Here is a 21,648-nt window from a genome sequence, read left to right on the forward strand (position 1 = left end):
TCGGCGCTGACGGTAGCTGTGGCGTCTGACAGAACGCAGGAGTCGTATGCAGCCGAGCGTTACGCACCCTCTGGGCGGGCCGTGGTACCGCGTCCAGGCGATCGCCGCACCGTCGCGCAGTTCGTCGGCGGAGTGGGACTTCGTCACGGTCCTGCCCGCCGTACTCTCGGCCGCGCAGCGGGAGCGGCCCTTCGTGATCGGCTGGTTGTCGCGCGGGTCGGGCGCGCCGCTCGAACTGATCACCAACGCGGGCCCGCTGACCCCGCCGCGCCCGCCGAGGCGGGCCTCGGACACGCTGCCGGACCCGGTGCTCGCCGGCCCGCAGCCGCTGCTGTTCCCGGGTGGGGCGCGGGGGTTGCCGATCGGTGACGAGTGGCTCGCCGATCTGGCCGACCTGGTGTGGACCCCGTGCCCCGGGCGTCAGGCGCCGCCGCTCGGCGGACGTCGCGAGCCCGATCCGGACGAGATCAAGTTGCCGACGCTGTTCGAGTCGACGCTGGTCACGCTGATGTCGCGGCCGTTCGCGTGGATGGTCGTGGCCGAGCCGACCGACCTGCTCGACGCCGAGGTCGCCCACCTGCGCACCCAGCTCAACGTCCTGCGGCAGTACGGCGACGCCTCCGAGCGCAGCCGGTTCGACGCCGAGCGGGCCGAGCGGCGCATGCAGGAGCTCGACGCCTTCCGCGAGGCCGGGCTGTGGAACGTCCGGGTGCTGGCCGGCGCGGCGGGCCCGGAGGAGCTACGGCAGATCGCGCCCGTGCTCGTCGGCTCGGTCGAGATGAGCCAGCATCCCTACCGCCTGCGCAGCGCCCTGTCCGGCGGCCCCACGGCCGTCTACGGCTTCGCGGAGGCGCTGACCGTCGCCCTGCAGGACCCGGCCGACGGGGCGGCGGCGCCGTTCGCAGCCACGGCGGGGGCGCTGGCGGCGCTCGCCGGGCTGCCCCGCCGCGAGGTGCCGGGCGTGCGGGTGCTCGACGCCGGGTTCTTCGACGTGACCAGCGAGGCCGACGCCCGCACGCCGGGCGAGGAGCTGATCGACCTGGGCGCGATCCTCGACGGGCAGGATCGTGCCGTGGGCGCGTTCCGGGTGCCGCTCGCGACGCTGAACCGGCACGCGTTCGTCACCGGCGCGACCGGCTCGGGCAAGTCGCAGACGGTCCGCCATCTGCTTCAGCAGCTCACGAAGGCGGGCATCCCGTGGCTGGCCATCGAGCCCGCCAAGTCCGAGTACGCCGCGATGGCCGGCCGGATCGAGCACCTGGCCCCGCTGACCGTCATCAACCCCTCCGCGCCGGACAACGTGCCGTTCAGCGTCAACCCGCTGGCCCCCGAGCCCGGCTACCCCGTGCAGGCGCACATCGACATGGTCAGGGCGCTGTTCATGGCCGCCTTCGACGCGGAGGAGCCGTTCCCGCAGATCATGTCGCTGGCCCTGCAACGGGTCTACGAGGCCAACGGCTGGGACGTGGTCACCGGCGGCGGCATCCCGGGGGCCGCGGTCCAGCCTGCCGTACCCACGCTCGAACAGCTTCAGTCGCACGCCATGGACGTGATCAACGAGATCGGTTACGGCCGTGAGGTGCAGGCCGACGTGGAGGGCTTCATCCGGTTGCGGCTGCGCAGCCTGCGGGTCGGGTCGGCGGGCAGGTTCTTCGAGGGCGGTCATCCCGCCGACATCGGCGACCTGCTCCAGCGCAACGTCGTGCTCGCCATCGAGGACGTGGCCAACGACGAGGACAAGGCGTTCCTGATGGGCACGCTGATCATCCGGATCGTCGAGCACCTGCGGATGCGCGCCAGGCAGGAGCGGTCCACCGGGTTGCAGCACGTTATCGTGATCGAGGAGGCGCACCGGCTGCTGCGCGACCGCGGCGCCGGCCGGGCGAGCACGCACGCGGTGGAGCTGCTCGCGGGCATGCTCGCGGAGATCCGCGCGTACGGCGAGGGCATCGTGGTGGCCGAGCAGATCCCCACCAAGCTGGTCTCCGACGTGGTCAAGAACACCGCGCTGAAGGTCGTGCACCGGCTGCCCGCCGAGGACGACCGGCGGCTGGTCGGGGCCGCGATGAACCTCAGCGAGGAGCAGTCGCGGCAGGTCGTCTCGTTGCAGCCGGGCACCGCCGCGGTCTTCGCCGACGGGATGGACCGGCCGCTGCGGGTCCAGGTGCCGCTCGGCGAGCACCGCGAGCGCGCCATGCTCGGCCCGATCCCGCCGATCCGCGGCCGCCGCTCGAACGCCTGCGGGACGGCGTGCCGCGACAGCAAGGCGTGCACCCTGTTCGAGCTGCGCGAGGCCGACCTGCTGGCCGACGCCCCCGAGTGGGCGTGGCTGCGCATCTGGACCGACACGCTGGTCCTGGCCTACTGCACGAACCGGTCGCTGCCCGGGGTGCCGAGGGTGCTCGGCGACATCTGGGCCGAGCTGCCCGCCAGGCGGCGCGAGTGCCTGCTGGCCACGCTCGTGGAGCGCAGCGTGGCCCGCCGCGCCTGGTCGCTGCGCACGGTCTACGACCCGAACCTGCTCACCGAGAAGGCCGCCACGACGGCGGTCAGGCTGCTGGCCCCGGCGGAGGGGGCAAGGGAGCCGGCCGAACGCCCGGGGCCGTCCTGGGTGCTGCCGCAGATCCGCTGGCTGCACGAGGTGGACCGGCTCTTCCCCTACGGCCATCCCGCCCCCGACCTGCGCACGCCCGCCCCTCCGATGGAGTACCCGCTGTTCGGCACCGACCCGTACGGCCGGCCGTACGCGGAGGGGGAGGAGCCGCGGGCCATGTTGCTCGGCCACCGGGCGAAGGCGCTGCGCCACCACCCGCTCTCCATGGAGGTGGACCGGAACCGCGCGCTGGCGTGGCGGGCGATCCTGGGCGACGATGAGCACGAGACCGTGGAGCGCGACATCCTGACCGTCGCGATCGGTGTGGAGCCGCGTGACCGGGTCGGGCACGTGGCGCAGACCATGGCCGCGGGCTGGCTGGAGACGGTCCTGTCGTGGCCGCGCAGGTTCGTGTCGCCCTTCGGCAACGGAACGGACACCGAGGCGGAGATCTCCTTTTCTCACCCTATGGCGTAGAGTGAGCGACGTGCGACGGAAAGTGATGATATTTCTGGCCGTCGTGGCCGTGGCGACGGCAATGATCGCCATGGCCACCTTGACGCTCGTGGTCGTGCTCGCCGCCTGCGCTCCGAGGGCAATGTCCGGGAAAGAGGTGATCTTCCCTTTGAGGGCGGTGGCTACGGCGATCCGCGGCTAGGATCGGACCTCATGAGTCAGCTTCCGCTCAGGGCGCAGGTCGCCAGCGTGCTCGGCCGTACGGCCGCCACGCTGTCCCGCATGACCGGGCGCGGCGACGGGTCGGTGATCGGCGGCAGGGTCGGCCTGGTGCTGGAGCCCGACCTGCTGCGCAAGTTGGCGCAGGACCGCAAGCTCGTGCTGGTCAGCGCCACCAACGGGAAGACCACGACGACCCGCCTGATCACCTCGGCCCTCGACGAACTCGGCGAGGTGGCCACCAACGCCTTCGGCGCCAACATGCCGGCCGGACACGTCTCCGCACTGTCACAGTCGAAGCGAGCCCCGTACGGCGTGCTCGAAGTCGACGAGAAGTACCTCCCGGAGGTGCTCGACACGACCGGTGCCGGCGTGGTCTGCCTGATGAACCTCAGCCGCGACCAGATGGACCGGGCGGCCGAGATCTGGCTGCTCGCGCAGAAGTGGCGGCGTGCCCTGACCGGCAGGGCGGCGCACGTCATCGCCAACTGCGACGATCCGCTGGTCACCTGGGCCGCCACCACGGCCGCCGAGGTGACCTGGGTCGCGGCCGGGCAGCGCTGGAAGGAAGACTCCTGGTGCTGCCCCGAGTGCGGCGGCCCGCTCGACCGCAAGGACAGCGACTGGGCCTGCCGAGAGTGCACCTTCCACCGGCCCGAGCCCCACTGGGTGCTCGACGACGACGCGGTGATCGACCCGCGCGGGCAGCGGCTCCGGCTCGACATCCAGCTTCCCGGCCTGGCCAACCGTGCCAACGCGGCGATGGCGCTGGCCGTGGTCGAGGTCTTCGGCCTGCCCGCCGAGCGCGCGCTGCCGAGGCTGAGCGAGGTCAGGTCGGTCGCCGGGCGTTACACCACGGTCGAGCGCGAGGGCCGGCAGGCTCGTCTGCTGCTGGCCAAGAACCCGGCGGGCTGGCTGGAGGCGTTCGACGTGGCCGACCCGGCCCTGCCGATCATCCTCTCGGTCAACGCGCAGGGCCCCGACGGGCGTGACACCTCCTGGCTGTGGGATGTCGACTACCGCATTCTGGGCGGCCGGCCGGTATACGTCACCGGCGAGCGGCGGCTCGACCTCGCCCTCCGGCTCGACGTCGCGGGCGTGCCCTTCCAGCTCACCGGCGGCTTCAACGAGGCGCTGGCGGCCCAGCCTCCGGGCAAGGTCGACGTGATCGCCAACTACACAGCATTCCAGCAGATTCGAGCGGAGTTCGGCCGTGCAGTCTGAGAGCGCCCTACGGCTTGTCTGGATCTATCCCGATCTGCTGAGCACCTACGGCGATCAGGGCAACGTGCTCGTGCTTGAGCAGCGGGCCCGCCGCCGGGGGATCGACGTGGAGATCGTGCACGTCCGCTCCGCCGATCCGGTGCCCGAGAGCGGCGACATCTATCTCATCGGCGGCGGTGAGGACCGGCCGCAGATCCTGGGGGCCGAACGGCTGCGCCGCGACGGCGGACTCCAGCGCGCGATAGCGCGCGGCGCGGCGCTGCTGGCGGTCTGCGCGGGCTACCAGATCATGGGCAGCTCGTTCGGCGGCGACGAGGGGCAGCCGGTGGCGGGCATCGGGCTGCTCGACATCTCAAGCGTCAGAGGCCAGGCCCGCGCGGTCGGCGAACTGGTGGCCGAGGTCGACGCCACCCTCAACGTTCCGACGCTGACCGGCTTCGAGAACCACATGGGCGTGACCCAGCTCGGTCCCGACGTGCGGCCGCTGTCGCGGACCCTCGTCGGCATCGGCAACGGCGACGGCACCGAGGGCTGCCACTCGGGCCGCATCGTCGGCACCTACCTGCACGGCCCCGCGCTCGCCCGTAACCCCGGCCTGGCCGACCTGCTGCTCGGCTGGGCCACCGGCCCGCTCGCCCCCCTCGACGACGGCTGGTTCGACCGCCTCCGCGAGGAACGCCTGGCCGCGGTCCTCCCGCGCTAGAGCCCTCTGCCCGCGGTCTCCGCGCGCCGTCTCCGCGTTGGCGGAGCGGCGCGGCGGTCCGCGCTCCGGCCGGTCAGTAGACGAGCGTCTGGCCGCAGCCCTCCCGCGTAGCAGCCAGCCCTCTGCCCGCCGTTTCCGCGTTGGCGGCGCGGCGGCTCGCGGTCCGGCCGGTCAGTAGACCAGGGCCTGGCCGCCTTCTTCCCGCGTTCGCAGCCCTCTGCCCGCCGTTCCCGCGTTGGTCGCGGTTTGGGCGGTCAGTAGACCAGGGCCTGGGCGCCTTCCGCGAGGGCCTCTTCGACGAAGGTGGGCGCGCCGGCGATGCGGACGCCGTCGATCAGGTCGTCGACCGTGATCTCGCGTCGCGCCGCGCACTGGGTGCACACCGTGAGCCGTCCCCCCGCGAGCACCGCGTCGAGCAGGTCGCCGAGCGGAGCGGCGTGCGGCAGGGTGAGATCCTTGGCCCGTCCCGGCAGCGCGAACCACGCCGACTCGCCGGTCAGCCAGAGCGAGACGGAGACCCCGCTCGCCAACGCCGCCGCGGCGACCGTGAAAGCCTGGTTGCAGCGCTCGGGATCATCCGCGCCCGCAGTCACCTTGATTACCAGTGATCGTGCCATATCGGACACCCTATGCCTGCGGAACCATGATCCACCACGTGACCGTGCCGATCATGAGCAACACCCCGCCCACGGAGGTGGCCACCGCCGTGAGCCGCGACCGCCGTACCAGCTGATCCTCGCTGCTGGTGGAGATGATGTACGGCGGGCTGCTCGGCTCGCAGATCGCCGGCTGGCCGTTCATCGTCTGGGCCGACCCGAGGGCGTAGAGCGGCGAGCCCTCCGGCAGCACCCATTCGTGGAAGCGGTGCCCGTCGGTCGACGGCGTGTCCCTGCGCAGCCGGATGCCCAGCGACTCCGCCAGGTCGCCGAGCGGGCCGCGCGCGCCCTCGTACTGGTTCAGCGCCTGGGTGGCCCCGTCGGGCCGCTTCTTGGCGGGGTACAGCAGCACCTTCCCGCTCACGTCCGTGACCAGGAAGGGGTCGGCGGTCTGGGTGTCGTAGACGGACTCCTCCTTGGACACGCGCTTCCGGTTGCCGTCCTTGTCGCGCTCCCACTCGGTGTATTTGCGGGTGATCTTCACGCGATACCAGACGCAGGGGGCGCTGGTGAGGGGTGATCTGAGCACTCCGGCCGGACCGGCCGCCGAGGTCCCGTGCACCTCCACCCGTACCTCGCGGTCGCCGTCGAGAATCGTATGCACGTCGCCGGCTCCGATGGTCGGCGTCGCCGCCATCACCTTCTGGCGGTACATCTCGTAGAGCGCCCAGCCGACGAGCCCGGCTCCGGCGAGCAACAGCAGGATGCGGAAGAGCATCATCGGGGGGATCTCCTGTGTCGGCCGTACGGATATGTCCATCTAACTTATGGGTTACAGGTCAAGTACGGAGTGAAGGTGTGGCGGTGGCACGGGTGCGAACCTCTAGGCTCATGTCCTATGGGCGTACCTGAATTGCATCCCAACCTTGAGCCGATCGCCTTCCTGCTCGGCCGCTGGGAGGGCGCCGGTGTCGGCGGATATCCGACGATCGAGAGCCTCCAGTTCGGCCAGGAGATCGTCTTCGGTCACAACGGCAAGCCGTTCCTGAGCTACCTGAGCCGCACCTGGCTGCTCGACGAGGCGGGCGACCGGGTCAGGCCGCTGGCCACGGAGACCGGCTTCTGGCGGGCGCTGCCCGATCGGCAGCTGGAGGTGCTGCTCTCGCATCCCACGGGCATCGTGGAGATCTACGTCGGCGAGGTCGCCTTCAACAAGATCGAGCTGCGCACCGACGTGGTGGCCCGCACCGTGACCGCCAAGGAGTACACCGCGGGTCACCGGCTCTACGGGCTGGTCGACGGCAACCTGATGTGGGCCTACGACATGGCCGCCATGGGGCAGCCGCTCCAGTCGCACATGTCGGCCGACCTGAAGAAGGTGGCCGACTTCACCGGTGACGAATCATGAGCACCGTGTTCACCCCCGACGTGGTCGAGGCCATCAAACGGCATATGAACGACGACCACGCCGACGACGCGCTGCTCATCTGCCGTGCCCTGGGCGACCGCCCGGCGGCGACCGCCGCGCGGACCACGGGCGTCGACGCGGAGGCGATCGAGTTCGCGGTCGTTGTCGACGGCGAGGAGGTGCCGGTGCGCGTGCCGTGGGGTGCCACCCTCACCGAGCGTGCGCAGGTACGCGCCGAGGTCGTGCGCCTTTACCGCGAGGCGTGCGCCGTGCTCGGCGTCCCGGCGCGGGGCGAGCACTAGCCGCCCGGGTTCAGACAAAAAAGAACCCCGGGCCTGCTCCCCCTGGGAATTCAGGGGGGCCGGATGGACCAGTGGGCGTACGTAACGCCCTCCGGCAGCCCGGGGTTCCGGTGGTGTCATGGATTCGCCGGACGTCGCCAAACGTCCGAACGCGGTCCGGAGTCGGCGAGTCCTAGCGGACAGCCACCTCGCTAGTCCGATAATGATCAACCATTGTCTGGACCACCTCCTTTCGGCGTATTTGCACCTTATGAAACCGAGGCAATCCATGCAAACAGTTTTCGATCGGACACCCCCGCAACAGCTCTAGCACCCCCTCTGAGCAGGCCCAAGGCCACGTCGGCCGCCCGGTGTAGCGGCTCATACCCGGGCGCGTAGCTCGGCGACCGCCCCCGTGGGTCGGTTCGGCTTACGCGGCCGGCTGCTCCCGCGATCGGGCTGCGGTCGCCGCTCTCGACGGCCTCATCCGCCTGGTCCTCGTCGCCGAATCAGCGTTCCGCGCGTCACAGCGCCGTCCACCAATCGAACGCCACCAGCAATCATTACTCTCTGTATACGCACTGCTACTATTCGTATACGCTCGGCATCCGGCTCACGAAAGGAGAAAGACATGACTGCGACAAGGCGGGCATGCCGGGGCGCCAGGAAAGCTCTGACAGTCGGTGCGTTCGCGGCCGCCCTCGCCACCGCCGCCCCGGCGGCCGCCAGCGCCGCCCCGCACGACGCGCCGACGATGCGGGCGGCCGAGACCATCACCTGCGGTGAGGTGTCCCCGGACCTGCCCAACGTCTTCGGACGCGACTGCGACACCGGAAGGTGGGGCCCGGTGTCCGACGTCACCATCGTCGACCGCAACTCCCAGGCCGCCTACCACTGCCAGAACGGCTGGGCCGAAGGCAGCCTGTGGGTGCAGGGCCAGGCGTGCCGGAGGGCCTAGTGCAGCCCTGACCGGCCAACCGCCCATGGCGGGTAGGCGGCTCTGGTAGAGACGCCGGTTCGAATCAGGTCGAGGACGCTACGTGGGGTCGAGCCGCCCGGGCGGGCCGCTCGACCCCCATCCGTGTGCCGGGAGCGGGCGTCGCGGTGAGGGTGCAGTCGACTGCGTCGCGCACCGTGACTTAGCGATCCACGCGTTGCCCGAGCGGGCCCGCGCGTTGCCGGCCGCGCGGAAGTTCGCGTCCCGCGCAGGCGTGGCCCGGGTCGCGGACGGTGACGGCTGCCGCGTCCGCGTGGTCTGCTGGAAAAGCGGGGAACGCGTAAAGTGCGGTAGGCACGACACCTCCCGTCTTTGAAGGACCTTCATGAGTTCCCCTGACATCCAGGCGATGCGGCACGCGGTCCTGCGGTTCCTCGGCTCGCTCGACGCCGAGCGGACGGCCGCCGCGTCGGCGGTGTTCGACTCGTCGGAGCGCACCCAGTGGTCGTATCTTCCCGGCCCTCGTCCGGGGCTGCCGCTGGTCGAGATGACGTCCGCGCAGCAGGAACTGGCCCTTGCCCTGCTGGACATCGGTTGCGGCGTGACCGGTGCGCGTACGGCGCGGGGCGTCGTGGAGCTTGAGCGGGTCCGACGCCGGTTGATGACCGGCGTCGACGAGATCGATGGTGATCGCTACTGGTTCCGGGTGTTCGGCGACCCGGCCGGCGAGGGCCCGTGGGCGTGGCGGGTCAACGGGCACCACCTCGCGGTGCACGTCACGGTCGTGGGCGACTCGATCGCCGTCACCCCGAGCTTCCTGGGCGCCGAGCCGGCCATGGTCCTGACCGGTCCCGACAAGGGTCTGCGGCTGCTCGTCGACGAGGAGGAACTGGGCCGGGCCCTGCTCGCCGACCTCGCCCCCCGTCAACGTTCGGTGGCGATCACCGCCGAGGTGGCCCCCGACGACGTCCTCACCCGAAACGACCCCGCCGCCGATCTCGCGGTCATCCCCAGGGGCCTGGCCTACGCCGACATGCAGAAGTCGTCGAAGGACCTGCTCGAACGGCTCGTCCGCCGGTACTTCGACCGCGCGCCGGCCTGGTACGGCGAGACCTGCTGGCGGGACGCGCTCGACGCCGGCCTCGACAAGGTGACCTTCGCATGGGCGGGGTCCGACCAGCGAGGCCAGGGCCACTACTACTGCGTCGCCGCCCCCACGTTCCTGCTGGAGTACGACAACACGCAGGACGACGCCAACCACATCCACTCGGTATGGCGTGACCTGCGCAACGACTGGGGCGAGGACCTGCTCGCGCGGCACTACGCCGACCACCACTGATCGTCCGGCGCCGCCACGGCGCCGCCGACGAGGTGCGCCGTCTCCACGCTGTTTCTGGTGTGTTCGGGCAGACGGCCCGGCCGAAAACCGGCGTGCCGGCTCGTCCGTCGCTTCCCTACACTGCACGGGTGTTCACACCTAACCTCCCGATCACCACCGACCGGCTCGTTCTGAGAGCCTTCACCCTCGATGACCTCGACGCCTACCACGCCTACCACCGGTTGCCCGAGGTGGCCCGTTACCTGTACTGGGAGGCACGCGACCTCGACACCTCCAGGGAGGCCCTGCGGAAGGCGGTCGAGAAGGCCGACTTGCGGGAGGAGGGCGACGGGATCAAGATCGCGGTCACCCCGCGTGACACCGGTGAGCTGGCCGGCGAGGTCGTGCTGATCTGGACGAACGAGAAGAACCGCCAGGGCGAGATCGGCTACATCTTCAACCCCGCGTTCGCCGGGCACGGCTACGCCACCGAGGCCACCCGCGAGATGCTGCGCCTGGGCTTCGAGGGGCTGGGGCTGCACCGGATCGTCGGCCGCCTGGACGGCCGCAACACCGCCTCCGCCCGAGTCCTCGAACGGCTCGGCATGCGCCGCGAGGCCCAGCTGGTGGAGAACGAGATGGTCAAGGGCGAGTGGACCGACGAGGTCATCTACGCGATGCTTGAGAACGAGTGGCGCAAGTGACCTCGTCCGCGTGCTGAACGTGGTTCCCGCCGCCGCGGGTGGCGTCGGGGATCACTCGCCGACCGCCCCGGGTGGGACACCCGGTCGCCGGGCGAGGGGACCGTTCTCTTCGGCACGCACCCCCTCGCCCGCATTCGATCGCGTGATGTCCGATCGTGGACACGTGACGCACAACACGACCTAGACTCTGGACATGACCGAGACGTCGTGGCATGAGGAGCTCCGCGCGCGGGGATATCGCGTGACTCCGCAGCGCCAGCTTGTGCTCGAAGCGGTCAAGGAGTTGGAGCACGCCACGCCCGAGGAGATCTGTTCCCGGGTCCGCCAGACCGCGCGGGGCGTCAACATCTCGACCGTCTACCGCACGCTGGAGCTCCTTGAGGAGCTCGGCATGGTCACGCACACGCATCTCGGGCACGGTGCGCCGACCTACCACCTGGCCGCGGACGCCGATCACGTGCATCTGGTCTGCCGTGCCTGCGGCAAGGTGACGGAGGTCCGTCCCGAGCTGGTACAGGGCCTGGTGACCACCCTCGACGAGGAGCTCGACTTCGTCACCGACGTTCATCACCTGACCGTCTTCGGGCGTTGCCGCAGCTGCGAGTAACCTGGTGGGCATGCGAAGCCCCCTGCTGGACACGCCCGGCGCGGTAGCCGCCGGAGCACCTGACGGCGACGTCGCGGCCCACTACGGCGACCCCTTCGCCGAGCAGCGCGCGCTGCTGGCAGGAGAGGCGGCCGTCGACCGGAGCAACCGCGAGGTCGTCCGGGTCGCCGGGCCCGACCGGCTGAAATGGCTGAACGACCTGAGCTCCCAGAAGCTCGACACCCTCAAGCCCGGCGAGGCCACCCAGACCCTGCTGCTCGACGCGCAGGGCAGGGTGGAGCACCATCTGACGCTGGTCGACGACGGCGAGTCCGTGTGGGCGCACGTCGAGCCCGGCGCCGGTGCGGCGCTGGTCGCCTGGCTCGACAAGATGCGCTTCATGCTGCGCGTCGAGGTGAGCGAGGTGACCGCCGACTTCGCGGTGGTGTCGCACCTGTCGAAGGACCTCCAGCCGCCGGCCGGGGCGATCGCGGTCGGGGACGACGTCCTGCTGCCGCGTGACCGGCTTTCCGGTCTGCTGGGGCTGGCGCCGGCCGGTCTGTGGGCTTACGAGGCGCTGCGGATCGATGATCACCGGCCCCGCTTCGGCTTCGAGACCGACCACAAGACGATCCCGCACGAGGTCGGCTGGATCGGCAGCGCGCTGCATCTCTCGAAGGGCTGCTACCGGGGTCAGGAGACCGTCGCCCGGGTGCACAACCTCGGGCATCCGCCGCGCCGTCTGGTCTTCCTGCATCTCGACGGCAGCGTCAACGAGTTGCCGCCGCACGGCGCGCCGGTGACCCTGGCGGGCGACCAGGTCGGCTTCGTCGGGAGTTCGGCCCGCCATCACGAGCTGGGGCCGATCGCCCTGGCCGTGGTCAAGCGCGCTGTTCCGGTCGACGAGTCGCTGCTCGCGGGCGGAGTGGCGGCCACCCAGGAGGTCATCGTGCCTCCGGACGCGGGCCGTAACGTCTCGATCGACCCGTCCCTCCGCCGCAAGATCCGCTGAAGCCCGCCGCCCTGCCGTCTCGGCTGCCACACCGCCAGCGCCTGTGTGGAAGGGCGCCATGCCTCTGGCGGCTGGGGCTGGGCGTGCGGGCCGGGCTCAGACCTCCACTATCAAGGTGATCGGGCCGTCGTTGACCAGGGAGACCTTCATGTCGGCGCCGAAGATCCCGGTCTGCACCTGAGCACCGAGGGCCCGGAGTTCCGACACCACGGCGTCCACCAGGGGTTCGGCCACGGGCCCCGGGGCGGCGGCCTGCCAGGTGGGACGGCGGCCCTTGCGCGCGTCGCCGTACAGGGTGAACTGGCTGATCACCAGGAGTGGTGCGGACACGTCGGAGCAGGACTTCTCGCCGTGCAGGATGCGCAGGCCCCACAGTTTGGCCGCCAGCTTGGCGGCCTCGGCCGGGGTGTCCGTGTGGGTGACGCCGACCAGGACCAGCAGGCCCGGCTCGTCGATCGCGCCGACCGTCGCGCCGTCCACCATCACCGACGCGGAACTGACTCGCTGTGCCACCGCTCTCATGAGCACACATCCTCCCATGCCTAGAATCGGGCAAATGGAGTCATTGGTGATTGACGTGATCCGGTCAGGGTTCGTGGAGTCCACGCACCTGGCTCGGATGCTGGCGGTCGGCGCCGACGGGTCGGTGGTCCGCGCGCACGGCGCGGTGGACGCGCTGGCCTCGCCGCGTTCGTCGATGAAGCCTCTGCAGGCCCTGGCCATGCTGCGCGCCGGGCTCGATCTCGACGGCGCGCTGCTCGCGCTCGCCTGCGCGAGCCATTCGGGGGAGTCCTTCCACGTCGACGGGGTCCGCAAGATCCTCGCCGAGGCGGGACTGGCGGAGAGCGCTCTGCGATGTCCCGCCGATCTGCCGGAGGACGCGAAGACCCGGCGTCAGGTGCTGCGGGCCGGTGGCGAGGAGGCCGCCGTCTACATGAACTGCTCGGGCAAGCACGCGGCGATGCTCGCCACCTGCGCGGCCAACGACTGGCCGACCGAGACCTACCTCGACCAGACCCATCCCCTCCAGCGTGCGGTCAGGGCCACCGTCGAGGACCTGACCGGCGAGCGAGTCGCGGCCTCCGGGGTGGACGGCTGTGGCGCGCCGCTGCACTTCGTCTCGATGGTCGGGGTCGCGCGCGCGTTCCGGGCCCTCCCGCTCGCCTCGTACGGCACGCCGGAACGCCGGATCGCCGATGCCATGCGCGCCCACCCCGAGTGGACCTCCGGCACCCTCCGGCCCGAGGCGGCGCTGATGCGGGCCGTACCGGGGCTCATGGTGAAGGCGGGGGCGGAGGCGTTCGACGCGTTCGCCTTCGAGGACGGCAGGGCCGGGGTCGTCAAGATCGAGGACGGCGGGCAGCGGGCCAGGACCACGGCCACCGTGGCCGCCCTGCGCGCACTCGGTCTCGACACGCCCGCCCTCGACGCCCTGGCGACCGGGGTGATCATGGGCGGGGGGAGGCCCGTCGGCGAGATCCGGGTACGGGGTTAGCGCGCGTCGGCGGCGCGCAGCAGCTGGGCGATCTTCGTCTGACCCTTGGCGATCGCGTGGCGTAGCGCGGTCACGCCCTCGCGGTCGGGAAGGTCGACGTCGGCGCCGCCGGCGATGAGCAGGGCCACGATCTCCTGGTAGGGGGCGGAGCCGTCGCCGAGGACGACGGCTTCGAGCAGGCCCGTCCAGCCCAGGTCGTTGACGTGGTCGACGTTGATGTCGGTCTTCAGCACCTCGCGCACGTAGGCGACGTGTCCCCGCTCGCAGGCGGGGATGAGGGAGACGCCGCCGAAGCGGTTGGTGATGGTCAGGTCGGGTTTGGCGGGCAGCAGCACCTTGAGCATCCTGACGCTGCCGGTCATACCGGTCACCAGCCAGGGTGTGTCCGACTGCTGGTCGGCCGCGTCGGGGTCGGCGCCGGCCGACACCAGGATCTCCGCCACCTCGACGTGGTCGCTGCACGCGGCGAGCAACAGGGCCGTGCGGCGCCGCCCGTCGCGGGTCTCGATGTCGGCCCCTGCCTGCAGCGTGTCCCTGACTCCGATGGCGTCGCCGCCTGCCGCGGCGTCCAGCAGTCGTTGGTTGTGCACGGGGCCTTCCTTTCCTGGAGGAGGTCTCCCAGCCCGTGGGGTGGCCGGTGCCGACCTCCGTCGGCCGGCGGCCGGCCGTACTGGCGGCCACCGACCCACAAGGAGTTTATCCAGGTCAGAAGGTGATGAGGAGGGGGCGTCCTCAGAGGGAGCGGAACTGGCGGCTGGTCGAGATCGCGCCCGAGGTGGTCGTGGCGAAGGTGCGCATGGAGCCGGCGAACTTCGACAGGTCCCACTCCGCCGGGCCGTGGTACCAGTAGAGGTGATCGACCTGGCGGCCGTTGCCGTTGACCGAGGCCACCACCCTGGCCCACCGGTCCACGTTGTCGAAGACGACGGCGTAGGGCAGGTAGCGGGAGAACAACTCGACCCGCTGGGCCTCGGGCACCTGGTCCAGTTCGCCGCCGGCCAGGTATTCGCGGAAGCCGAGCGTGTGGGCCAGCGCCGCGGCGCCCTTGGCGGTCTTGGCCGGCATGTACTGGCCGCCGACCGACAGCGCCGCGCCCGCGATGATGACGGCCAGCCCGAGCAGGCCGTACGTGGTGAGCCAGGCGAGCGCCACCGTGGCCAGCACCCCGGTGACGGTGAGCACGACGCCGGCGGTGGTCCACCGGGTCCGCACGGTGTCGGGGCGGCGCGCGAACCAGCCCTGCGTGACGACGTCGTGGTAGAGCGCCTCGCGTACCTTGCCGAGGTCGCCGGCGAAGGAGCCGCGGAGGTCGGACAGGAGTACGGCGTCGCGGCCGGCGAAGATCGCGTCGTACAGCGCCCGCTCGTACGGCAGCAGCGAGCTGACCGGCGCCTCCGGCAGCTTCAGCAGCATCCAGTCGGGGGAGTCGTAGGTCTGGCGCGACTGCTCGTCGATCCGGAGGTAGCCGCGGACGGCGAGGTCGACGATCGAGGCGGTCACGTCGACCACGTCGGCCTGCTCGTCGAGCAGGGTGCCGATCTGGCCGGGCCGTACCCCGTCGGGCGGTGCGAAATGACCGTTCTGCACGGGGTTGAGGGAGCCGGACTCGTGGCCGATGACGCGGGCGTCCCTGCCGCGGGTCCAGTAGACGAGGCCGAGCCCGCCGAGCAGGAGCACCAGCAGGCCGACGAGCGCGCCGCCGGTCACCGGGTTGACCGCGAAGGCGTTGGACAGCTCGAAGCGGCGTTCCAGAACCGGGCTGCCGCCGCTGGCGTCCTTGGGGTAGCCGAGGATGACGGTCAGCGTCTCGCCGGCGGCCAGGCCCTGCTGCTCGAACTCGGCGACGACGCCCGTGTGGTCCATCGAGGCCGCGGTGCAGCCGATGGCGGAGGTGAGCTGCCCGGCGAAGCAGGAGATGTTCTGGATCGCGGTCGAACCGGAGACCTTCACGGTCGCCTGTTCCACGTGCCCCGACCAGCCGCCCGCGGCGTACCAGCGCAGTTCCTCGCCGTTGTTGATCGGCGTGACCACGCCCTTGACGTCGTATTCGAGGGTGGCGGTCCCGCCGCCGGAAAGGGTGATCGTGTCACCGGCGAGGGTGCCGCCCTGGCCCTTGAAGCCGGAGATCGTGAACAGGCGGTCGTGGCCGTCGTCGTACCGGGTCCGGGTGATCAGTTTTCGGGTCAGGGGGCCGCCCTTGAAGGTGACGGTCTCCTTGACGTGGAGCACGCCGCCCTCGCGGAGCTCCAGCTCGACCGCGTCGGTCTGCACCGTGCCCGCTGAGCTCGTCGCGCCTGATGAGAGCGCCGCGCTCGCCGTACCCGCGAGGGCCAGGGACAGTACTGTCCCCAGGGCCGCCGCCGCGGCGCGGACAGTCGTCCGCCGCATGTTTGATCCCGCCATGGCAGTGGAGCCTACCCAGAAACATGGTGCGTCTGGCCCTACAAGCCGCTGAACAGCGTCATTTCGCCAAACCGGCAATATTTCATGAAAAAGGCGAGCAATAGGAAAGTTAGATGAGATTCCGCTAGATTTCCGCCGCACGTGATCTCACTCTCAAAGAGGCGGACAGATGCCCCCACGTAGACAGGCCGGTTCGGCCGCGGCCCTGGCCTTCGGCTCAGTGGGGGCGCTCGCGTTGACGCTGACGGCCGTGGTGGTCGCCGCGTCGCTGTCCGGCGGGGACGACGCCGTCACTCCGGCGAGCCCGGACTCGGGACCCACGGCCACCCGCCCGTCCGGTGCGCCGGGTTCGGGTGAACCTGGTTCGGGTGAGCCGGGAGACGGTGAGCCCGCCGAGGTGACGCCGCCCAGCCCGGTGCCGCCGGACCGGATCAAGTTCGGACAGGGGGGCGGGTCCGCCCGGATCGAACTCGCGGGGGCGGAGTCGATGCTGGTCGACCTGCGTTACATGAGTCGCGGGGACACCCGGGCCAGACTCACCCGCAACCCCCTGTACGGCACCGGCGTCATGAGGCCCATCAGTTGCCGCGCCCCCCGGCCCTCCTTCAGACCGTCCGACATGAACCGCTTCCTGCGTGCGGCCACCAGCTGCCTCGACCGGGCCTGGGCGGGCAAGTTCGCCCAGGCCCGGGCGAGGTTCCTGCAACCCCGCCGGATCTTCTACACCGGCCGGGGACGCGGGCCCTGCGGCAGCTATCCCTCCCCCGGGGCCTCCGCCTACTACTGCCCCGCCAGCATGGGCATGTACATCGGGCTCCGCGATGTGGTCCAGTCATCCAGCGGACAGAACCCCGCCGCCAACCCCGTGATCTACCTTCGGGTGCTGGCCCACGAGTACGGGCACCACGTGCAGTACATGGCCGGGATCAGCGGCGCCCGGTCGTGGGAGGTCTCCACGAAGTCGCGGACGGCGCAGGACGCGTACACCCGGCGCAGCGAGCTGCAGGCCCAGTGCCTGGCGGGGATCTTCGCCAGGAGCACCCGGAGATCGCTCGGGATCACCTCCGGGCTGTGGCGGCAGACCGTCCAGGACCAGTTCGGCCGCGGCGACGACACGCGCGGCGGGCGCAACGACCACGGCACCGGCGCGCACTACGCGGCCTGGTTGAACCACGGTTACCGCTACGGGCGCGTGCCGTACTGCAACACGTGGGCGGCGTCGGCGTCCGACGTCCGCTGAGGAGAACCGCGTTGTCAGTCGATGGCGATGCGGAGCCGGCGGAAGCCCTTGCCCTTGCTCTCGATCTTGGCGACCCGGATGCGGCCGATCTGTTTGGTGGACGCGACATGGGTGCCGCCGTCGGCCTGGGTGTCGAGTCCGACGATGTCGACGATACGGACGTCCTCCACGGTCTCGGGCACCAGGTTGGTGGCCGTCCGGATGATGTCGGGGATCTCGAACGCCTCGGCGCGCGGCAGGACCCGCACGTCGATCCGGCGGTCGGCGACGATCTCCGCGTTGCAGGCGTCCTCCACGGCCTCCTTGAAGCCGGGCGGCACCTCGGGCAGGTTGAAGTCCATGCGGGCGACCAGCGGTTCCATGTTGCCGCCCGTGACGAGCGAGCCGTAGTCGCGGAAGACCACGCCGCACAGGACGTGCAGCCCGGAGTGGGTGCGCATCAGCGCGGAACGCCGCTCGTCGGCGACCGCGCCCCGGACGACGGTCCCGGCCGGCGGGATCGGGTCGCCCTCGGCGGGGATCAACTGGAGATCGTCGGTCTTGCGGACCCCGACGACGCGCGTCTCCACGCCCTGCCACAGCAGAACCCCATGATCGGCAGGCTGGCCCCCGCCACCCGGATAGAATGCCGACTTGCTCAAGACGATGCCTTCGGGCGAAGCCGCGAGCACCACGGCCTCCCAGTCACGAAGTTCCTGGTCAGCGAGTTCGAGGCGCTGGGTGCGCCCGTGGAGGTCACTCATGTCGGCAGCCTAGGGCCCGAGAGGCGGTCATGCACGGTCACCCCCGCCTGATCAGGCTGGCCGCCATCCTGCTCGCCGTGTGCTGTGCCGTCTCGGCGGTCACCGGCTGCGACGCGGCGCCGAGGGAGAGCCAGCGCCCGCGCAACCCGGTCGTGGTGCAGCGGCCCCCGGTCGTGATGGTCGTCGGCGACAGCTTCACCGTCGGCTCGGGCCCCGTGCGCCGCTGGCACACCTACGCCTCGGTAACGGCCAGGGAACTCGGCTGGCAGGTCATCCTCGCGGGCGCCGCCGGGACCGGGTTCGTCAACCGCGGCCGGGTGAACCGCGACTTCGCGACCTCCTTCGCCGAGGAACTGGCCTGGCGGCCCGCGCCCGACCTGCTGATCATCTCCGGTGGCCACAACGACCGCCGGGTCTCGCCCGCGCGGGTGCACGTCGCCGCCGGCCGCCTGCTCGCGACCGTCAGGCAGAAGTGGCCGCGCACCAGGATCGTCGTCGTCGGCCCGATCTGGATCAGCCGCGTCCCCGGCTGGGCGCTCGACGTCAGGGACGCCGTGGCCGCCGCCGCCAAGAAGGCCAAGGTCACCTTCCTCGACCCGCTTCCGCAACGCCGGTACCTGGGCAGGAGGTCGACGATCCTGCTCCCCGACGGCGTCCACCCCACCGCCGTGGGCCACACCCGGCTGGCCCGGTGGCTCGTCGAGGCCCTCCGCAAGTCGAGCCTGACGGGCTGAACCGGCGCCCGCCCGGCGGTCGCGGAGTGACCTGCCGGGTGCGGCGGGTTTGAGAGGTACGGCTGCGCCGATCGTCTGAGGGGTACGGCTGAGCGGGCCGTACCTGGTGGGCCGGGCGGGCCGTATTCACGGTGGGTCGAGGGGTGCGGCTGAGCGGGCCGTATTCACGGTGGGGTGAGGAGTACGGCCGGGCGGGCCGTACTCCTCGGGGTGGTGCCCAGGCCGGACGGGGGTCCGAGTCTCGCCCGGCCCGGGGGCTCTGGGTCAGGCGGTGGTGCAGGTCACCGTCGCGGGAGTGGCGCTGGTGCCGTTGGCGGTGAAGCCGAAGGAGGCGGTCGCGCCGGGAGCGAGGTTGCCGTTCCAGGCGACGTTCTTCACCGACACGTCGGCGCCGGATTGGGTGTGGACGCCGTTCCAGACCTGGCTGACGGTCTGGCCGCCGGCGAACTTCCAGGTCACGGTCCAGCCGGTGATGGCCGAGGTGCCCTCGTTCTTGACGGTCACGTCACCCTGGAAACCGCCCTGCCAGGAGTTGGTCGTCTTGTAGGCGGCCGAGCAGCCCCCGGTGGGGACGGGGGTGGTGCCGGTCGTGAAGGTGGTCGCGTCGGACGGGGTGGACGACTTGCCCGCCGCGTCCCTGGCCACCACCGTGACGGAGTAGCCGGTCGCCGGGGTGAGGCCGGTCAGGGTGAACGAGGTGCCGTCGGCCGTGCCGGCCTTGGTGGTGCCCTGGTAGACGTCGTAGCCGGTGACGCCGATGTCGTCCGTGGACGCGGTCCAGGCCAGTTTCGCCGTGCTGCCGGTGATGTCGGAGACCACCGGTTTGCCGGGCTTGGTCGGCGGGCTCTGGTCGTCCGGCGGCGGCTCGTCGCTCGGCGCGTCACCCCAGATCTTGGTGGTCCCCGAGTAGAGGGTCATGTTCCGCACGGTGACCGGGGTCCCGCCCGGGGTGGTCGTGACGCCCCGGTACGACCAGTCGTTGGCCGGATCCCAGGTTCCCGTGCTGGCGATCCTGAACTGGATCTCCCTGCGGTGGGCCGACTGGCCGGCCGGGGCGATCGCGGTTCCCGAGCAGTCGATCGAGACGTAGTAGATCTTGCCGGTCAGCAGGGTGGGACCGGTCGGCGCCTTGCACTGGGTGTAGGCGGAGGAGACGGTGACCTGGTTCGCCGTGGTGGCGCCGTCGAGGGTGAAGTAGTAGCGGAAGGAGCCGTCGTTCAGGGTGCGCGCGGGCCAGGCCGACTGGTTCCTGACGATCGCCTTGATCTCGGTGAACGTCGAGCCGGCGGCGTTGACCCCGGCCTCCATGAAGATCTCGGGACCGTCGGGCGTCTCGGCCGCCGGGAAGCCGGTCGCGGGCGTCCCGCCGTACTCCTTGTACAAGCGTGCGAGGGAGCTGGTGAAACCGGCGTTGTAGTCGGTGGCCACCTCGTTCATGACGTAGTCGTCACGCTTGTCGGTGTAGGCGTCGTCGGGGTCGGGTGGGCCGCCGACGAGCGCGCCGTACAGGGTGTGGCGGGTCGCGACCGGGTTGGTGAGCTGGTCGGTCCACGAGCCGTGCGCGGTGCGGTGGTGCGGGTTCTTCGGCGGGTTGGCGCCGAACCCGATCATGTAGGAGGAGTTGCGCGGGTTGTCGCCGAGGGCGTAGTTGATCTGCCGGACCGCGAAGTCGTGATATCTCGCCTTACGGGTGGCGTCCGTGATCGTGTCGCTGTGGACCAGCGCGGCGAAGGACGTGTTGGCCGCGTACCGCAACGATCCCCACCGGTCCAGTACGGCCTGCCCGCCCGGCGAGTAACGGATCTTCTGGCCGTTGACCCCGACGGTCCAGAAGTCGAGCCACCGGTTGGCGTCGTCGAGGTACTTCTGCTTGCCGGTCAGCTTGTTCAGCAGCACGTAGGCGCCGTACGACTTGTCGTCCCAGGCGATCGTCCACTTGTAGGACTTGGTCGTCGACTGGGGTTCGGTGCCGAGGTTGTCGTAGTAGGACTCGGCCTTGGTGAGGTAGGCGGGGTCCTGGGTCGCCCGGTGCAGCCAGATCGCGCCCCAGACGAGTTCGTCGTTGTAGCCGCTCCAGGAGTTGTAGTAGCCCTGGGCGTCGCTGATGCAGTCGCTGTACTTCTTGCGGACGGTGTCGGCGAAGGTGTAGAGCTGCTTGGCGTGCGTGACCAGCGTGTCGGCATACGACGGATTTGTCGGGCGGAAGACGATCGATGAGGCGGCCATCGCCGCAGCCGTCTCGCCGGCCAGGTCGGAGCCGCCGCAGGACGCGTCGATCTTGTACGCCGGGCGGGCCATCGACATCGCCTCGGCCGGTCCCCACCACGCGTGGTCCGTGCCGCCGTTGCCGACCTGCCCGTAGAGCACGTTCGCCGAAGGATGGGCCTTGATGAAGTAGTCGTTGACGAACTTCAGGTTGTTCAGCAGGTGGGTGAGCTGGCCGGAGGAGGCGTAGGCGTCGCGGTACTCCACCGCCCCCCACGCCAGCATGGTCGTCGTCGCGGCCATCGGCAGCCCGAACTTCACATGGTCGCCGGCGTCGTACCAGCCGCCGGTGAGGTCCACGCCGACGTCGCCGCCGTCGTTCAACGCCGAGTCGCCGCGCCAGCCGACCCGGTTCCAACTCGGCAGGTCGCCGGACTGCTGGGCCTCGTAGAACCAGATCGACTTCTGCAGGGCCTCGCCGTAGTTGAACGCGGGGGCCGCCTGCGCGGGGGGTGCGAGGGTGAGCAGGGGCAGCGCCAGGGCGGCCACCGCGAGGATGGATCTCTTCATCGATGTCCTCGAGCTTGTGAACAACCGTGTCTGTGCTTGGGAACAACCGTGTCCGTGCTGGTCAACGACCGTGTGCTGGTCAACCGTGTCTGTGCTGGTGACGCGCGGTGCCCGTGGAACGTGTTGGTGAGATGCCCGGGGCGCGGCGGCTGGTCAGGAAGCCGCCGCGCCCCGGGGGGATTCAGGGGGTGGGGGAGAGGCGGGCGTACTCGGCCAGGGCG

The 21,648-nt window shown here is 70.7% G+C and carries 21 protein-coding genes; 14 read left to right on the forward strand and 7 right to left on the reverse strand.

Annotated features, from left to right (window positions below; genetic code table 11):
* Nucleotides 1-46: 46 nt before the first annotated feature.
* The 4 genes from MBA17_RS27200 to MBA17_RS27215 are packed head-to-tail and all read left to right on the forward strand — an operon-like array spanning nt 47 to nt 5,195.
* Entirely contained in the window at nt 47-3,070 is a 3,024-nt protein-coding gene (locus tag MBA17_RS27200) for an ATP-binding protein (protein WP_238499435.1), read from the forward strand.
* A 10-nt stretch (nt 3,071-3,080) separates the two neighbouring features.
* Entirely contained in the window at nt 3,081-3,251 is a 171-nt protein-coding gene (locus MBA17_RS27205) for a hypothetical protein (RefSeq protein WP_238499436.1), read from the forward strand.
* Between the two features lie 11 nt (nt 3,252-3,262).
* Nucleotides 3,263-4,492, forward strand: a complete 1,230-nt coding sequence (locus MBA17_RS27210; protein ID WP_238499437.1) for a Mur ligase family protein — start codon at nt 3,263-3,265, stop codon at nt 4,490-4,492.
* Nucleotides 4,482-5,195 carry a type 1 glutamine amidotransferase gene (locus MBA17_RS27215; protein WP_238499438.1) on the forward strand — a complete coding sequence of 238 codons (714 nt, stop codon included), beginning with the start codon at nt 4,482-4,484 and terminating at the stop codon, nt 5,193-5,195. Before MBA17_RS27210 ends, MBA17_RS27215 begins: the two co-directional genes overlap by 11 nt.
* A gap of 254 nt (nt 5,196-5,449) precedes the next feature.
* Here MBA17_RS27215 and MBA17_RS27220 read toward each other — a convergent pair whose 3' ends face one another.
* Both MBA17_RS27220 and MBA17_RS27225 read right to left on the reverse strand, forming a co-directional pair.
* Nucleotides 5,450-5,812, reverse strand: coding sequence for a DsrE family protein (locus MBA17_RS27220; protein WP_238499439.1), 363 nt, complete (start codon nt 5,810-5,812; stop codon nt 5,450-5,452).
* A gap of 10 nt (nt 5,813-5,822) precedes the next feature.
* On the reverse strand, nt 5,823-6,572 hold the full coding sequence (locus MBA17_RS27225; RefSeq protein ID WP_238499440.1) for an E3 ubiquitin ligase family protein: 750 nt from the start codon (nt 6,570-6,572) through the stop codon (nt 5,823-5,825).
* A gap of 117 nt (nt 6,573-6,689) precedes the next feature.
* Here MBA17_RS27225 and MBA17_RS27230 point away from each other — a divergent pair, with 117 nt between their 5' ends.
* The 7 genes from MBA17_RS27230 to ygfZ all read left to right on the forward strand — a co-directional run bounded on the left by MBA17_RS27230 (nt 6,690) and on the right by ygfZ (nt 12,037).
* Entirely contained in the window at nt 6,690-7,199 is a 510-nt protein-coding gene (locus MBA17_RS27230; RefSeq protein ID WP_238499441.1) for a heme-binding beta-barrel domain-containing protein, read from the forward strand.
* Entirely contained in the window at nt 7,196-7,501 is a 306-nt protein-coding gene (locus MBA17_RS27235; protein ID WP_238499442.1) for a DUF2470 domain-containing protein, read from the forward strand. The genes MBA17_RS27230 and MBA17_RS27235 overlap by 4 nt, the downstream gene beginning before the upstream one ends.
* A 610-nt stretch (nt 7,502-8,111) precedes the next feature.
* Nucleotides 8,112-8,438: a hypothetical protein gene (locus MBA17_RS27240; RefSeq protein WP_238499443.1), complete on the forward strand. Its 327-nt coding sequence runs from the start codon at nt 8,112-8,114 to the stop codon at nt 8,436-8,438.
* 364 nt (nt 8,439-8,802) lie between these two features.
* Nucleotides 8,803-9,756: a DUF3500 domain-containing protein gene (locus MBA17_RS27245; RefSeq protein ID WP_238499444.1), complete on the forward strand. Its 954-nt coding sequence runs from the start codon at nt 8,803-8,805 to the stop codon at nt 9,754-9,756.
* A gap of 128 nt (nt 9,757-9,884) precedes the next feature.
* A complete protein-coding gene (locus MBA17_RS27250; protein WP_238499445.1) occupies nt 9,885-10,439 on the forward strand; it encodes a GNAT family N-acetyltransferase in 555 nt (184 codons plus the stop codon).
* Nucleotides 10,440-10,632: 193 nt separating this feature from the next.
* Nucleotides 10,633-11,046, forward strand: a complete 414-nt coding sequence (locus MBA17_RS27255) for a Fur family transcriptional regulator (RefSeq protein ID WP_238499446.1) — start codon at nt 10,633-10,635, stop codon at nt 11,044-11,046.
* A 10-nt stretch (nt 11,047-11,056) separates the two neighbouring features.
* On the forward strand, nt 11,057-12,037 hold the full coding sequence (ygfZ, locus tag MBA17_RS27260; RefSeq protein WP_238499447.1) for a CAF17-like 4Fe-4S cluster assembly/insertion protein YgfZ: 981 nt from the start codon (nt 11,057-11,059) through the stop codon (nt 12,035-12,037).
* A gap of 96 nt (nt 12,038-12,133) precedes the next feature.
* Here the strand turns inward: ygfZ and dtd are convergent, their stop codons facing one another.
* The gene (dtd, locus tag MBA17_RS27265) at nt 12,134-12,559 is read right to left on the reverse strand and encodes a D-aminoacyl-tRNA deacylase (protein ID WP_238499448.1); all 426 of its coding nucleotides are present in this window, start codon (nt 12,557-12,559) and stop codon (nt 12,134-12,136) included.
* Between the two features lie 34 nt (nt 12,560-12,593).
* On the opposite strand from dtd, the gene MBA17_RS27270 reads away from it, so the two are divergent.
* On the forward strand, nt 12,594-13,532 hold the full coding sequence (locus MBA17_RS27270) for an asparaginase (protein ID WP_238499449.1): 939 nt from the start codon (nt 12,594-12,596) through the stop codon (nt 13,530-13,532).
* Here the strand turns inward: MBA17_RS27270 and MBA17_RS27275 are convergent.
* Nucleotides 13,529-14,122 carry an ankyrin repeat domain-containing protein gene (locus MBA17_RS27275; protein WP_238499450.1) on the reverse strand — a complete coding sequence of 198 codons (594 nt, stop codon included), beginning with the start codon at nt 14,120-14,122 and terminating at the stop codon, nt 13,529-13,531. The genes MBA17_RS27270 and MBA17_RS27275 overlap by 4 nt on opposite strands.
* Before the next feature lie 142 nt (nt 14,123-14,264).
* The gene (locus tag MBA17_RS27280; RefSeq protein WP_238499451.1) at nt 14,265-15,920 is read right to left on the reverse strand and encodes a DUF2207 domain-containing protein; all 1,656 of its coding nucleotides are present in this window, start codon (nt 15,918-15,920) and stop codon (nt 14,265-14,267) included.
* A gap of 184 nt (nt 15,921-16,104) precedes the next feature.
* On the opposite strand from MBA17_RS27280, the gene MBA17_RS27285 reads away from it, so the two are divergent.
* Complete coding sequence (locus tag MBA17_RS27285; protein ID WP_238499452.1) at nt 16,105-17,175, forward strand: neutral zinc metallopeptidase; 1,071 nt, start codon at nt 16,105-16,107, stop codon at nt 17,173-17,175.
* 14 nt (nt 17,176-17,189) lie between these two features.
* On the opposite strand, the gene MBA17_RS27290 is transcribed toward MBA17_RS27285, so the two are convergent.
* Nucleotides 17,190-17,918 carry an alanyl-tRNA editing protein gene (locus MBA17_RS27290; RefSeq protein ID WP_238499453.1) on the reverse strand — a complete coding sequence of 243 codons (729 nt, stop codon included), beginning with the start codon at nt 17,916-17,918 and terminating at the stop codon, nt 17,190-17,192.
* 29 nt (nt 17,919-17,947) lie between these two features.
* Between MBA17_RS27290 and MBA17_RS27295 the strand changes: the two genes are divergently transcribed.
* Nucleotides 17,948-18,652: an SGNH/GDSL hydrolase family protein gene (locus MBA17_RS27295; protein WP_238499454.1), complete on the forward strand. Its 705-nt coding sequence runs from the start codon at nt 17,948-17,950 to the stop codon at nt 18,650-18,652.
* 264 nt (nt 18,653-18,916) lie between these two features.
* Here the strand turns inward: MBA17_RS27295 and MBA17_RS27300 are convergent, their stop codons facing one another.
* Entirely contained in the window at nt 18,917-21,427 is a 2,511-nt protein-coding gene (locus MBA17_RS27300; protein WP_238499455.1) for a glycoside hydrolase family 9 protein, read from the reverse strand.
* Nucleotides 21,428-21,648: the final 221 nt, after the last annotated feature.

Source organism: Dolomitihabitans soli (genome assembly GCF_022213955.1).
Classification (GTDB): Bacteria; Actinomycetota; Actinomycetes; order Streptosporangiales; family Streptosporangiaceae; genus Streptosporangium_A; species Streptosporangium_A soli.

Excerpts from the sequence above, each read along its gene's own strand:
- dtd (WP_238499448.1), bottom strand. The coding sequence starts at position 12,559 with ATGAGAGCGGTGGCACAGCGAGTCAGTTCCGCGTCGGTGATGGTGGAC.
- MBA17_RS27285 (WP_238499452.1), top strand. The coding sequence starts at position 16,105 with ATGCCCCCACGTAGACAGGCCGGTTCGGCCGCGGCCCTGGCCTTCGGC.
- MBA17_RS27300 (WP_238499455.1), bottom strand. The coding sequence starts at position 21,427 with ATGAAGAGATCCATCCTCGCGGTGGCCGCCCTGGCGCTGCCCCTGCTC.
- MBA17_RS27240 (WP_238499443.1), top strand. The coding sequence starts at position 8,112 with ATGACTGCGACAAGGCGGGCATGCCGGGGCGCCAGGAAAGCTCTGACA.
- MBA17_RS27280 (WP_238499451.1), bottom strand. The coding sequence starts at position 15,920 with ATGCGGCGGACGACTGTCCGCGCCGCGGCGGCGGCCCTGGGGACAGTA.
- MBA17_RS27245 (WP_238499444.1), top strand. The coding sequence starts at position 8,803 with ATGAGTTCCCCTGACATCCAGGCGATGCGGCACGCGGTCCTGCGGTTC.
- MBA17_RS27295 (WP_238499454.1), top strand. The coding sequence starts at position 17,948 with ATGCACGGTCACCCCCGCCTGATCAGGCTGGCCGCCATCCTGCTCGCC.
- MBA17_RS27255 (WP_238499446.1), top strand. The coding sequence starts at position 10,633 with ATGACCGAGACGTCGTGGCATGAGGAGCTCCGCGCGCGGGGATATCGC.
- MBA17_RS27230 (WP_238499441.1), top strand. The coding sequence starts at position 6,690 with ATGGGCGTACCTGAATTGCATCCCAACCTTGAGCCGATCGCCTTCCTG.
- MBA17_RS27235 (WP_238499442.1), top strand. The coding sequence starts at position 7,196 with ATGAGCACCGTGTTCACCCCCGACGTGGTCGAGGCCATCAAACGGCAT.
- MBA17_RS27270 (WP_238499449.1), top strand. The coding sequence starts at position 12,594 with ATGGAGTCATTGGTGATTGACGTGATCCGGTCAGGGTTCGTGGAGTCC.
- MBA17_RS27210 (WP_238499437.1), top strand. The coding sequence starts at position 3,263 with ATGAGTCAGCTTCCGCTCAGGGCGCAGGTCGCCAGCGTGCTCGGCCGT.
- MBA17_RS27290 (WP_238499453.1), bottom strand. The coding sequence starts at position 17,918 with ATGAGTGACCTCCACGGGCGCACCCAGCGCCTCGAACTCGCTGACCAG.
- ygfZ (WP_238499447.1), top strand. The coding sequence starts at position 11,057 with ATGCGAAGCCCCCTGCTGGACACGCCCGGCGCGGTAGCCGCCGGAGCA.
- MBA17_RS27225 (WP_238499440.1), bottom strand. The coding sequence starts at position 6,572 with ATGATGCTCTTCCGCATCCTGCTGTTGCTCGCCGGAGCCGGGCTCGTC.
- MBA17_RS27220 (WP_238499439.1), bottom strand. The coding sequence starts at position 5,812 with ATGGCACGATCACTGGTAATCAAGGTGACTGCGGGCGCGGATGATCCC.
- MBA17_RS27200 (WP_238499435.1), top strand. The coding sequence starts at position 47 with ATGCAGCCGAGCGTTACGCACCCTCTGGGCGGGCCGTGGTACCGCGTC.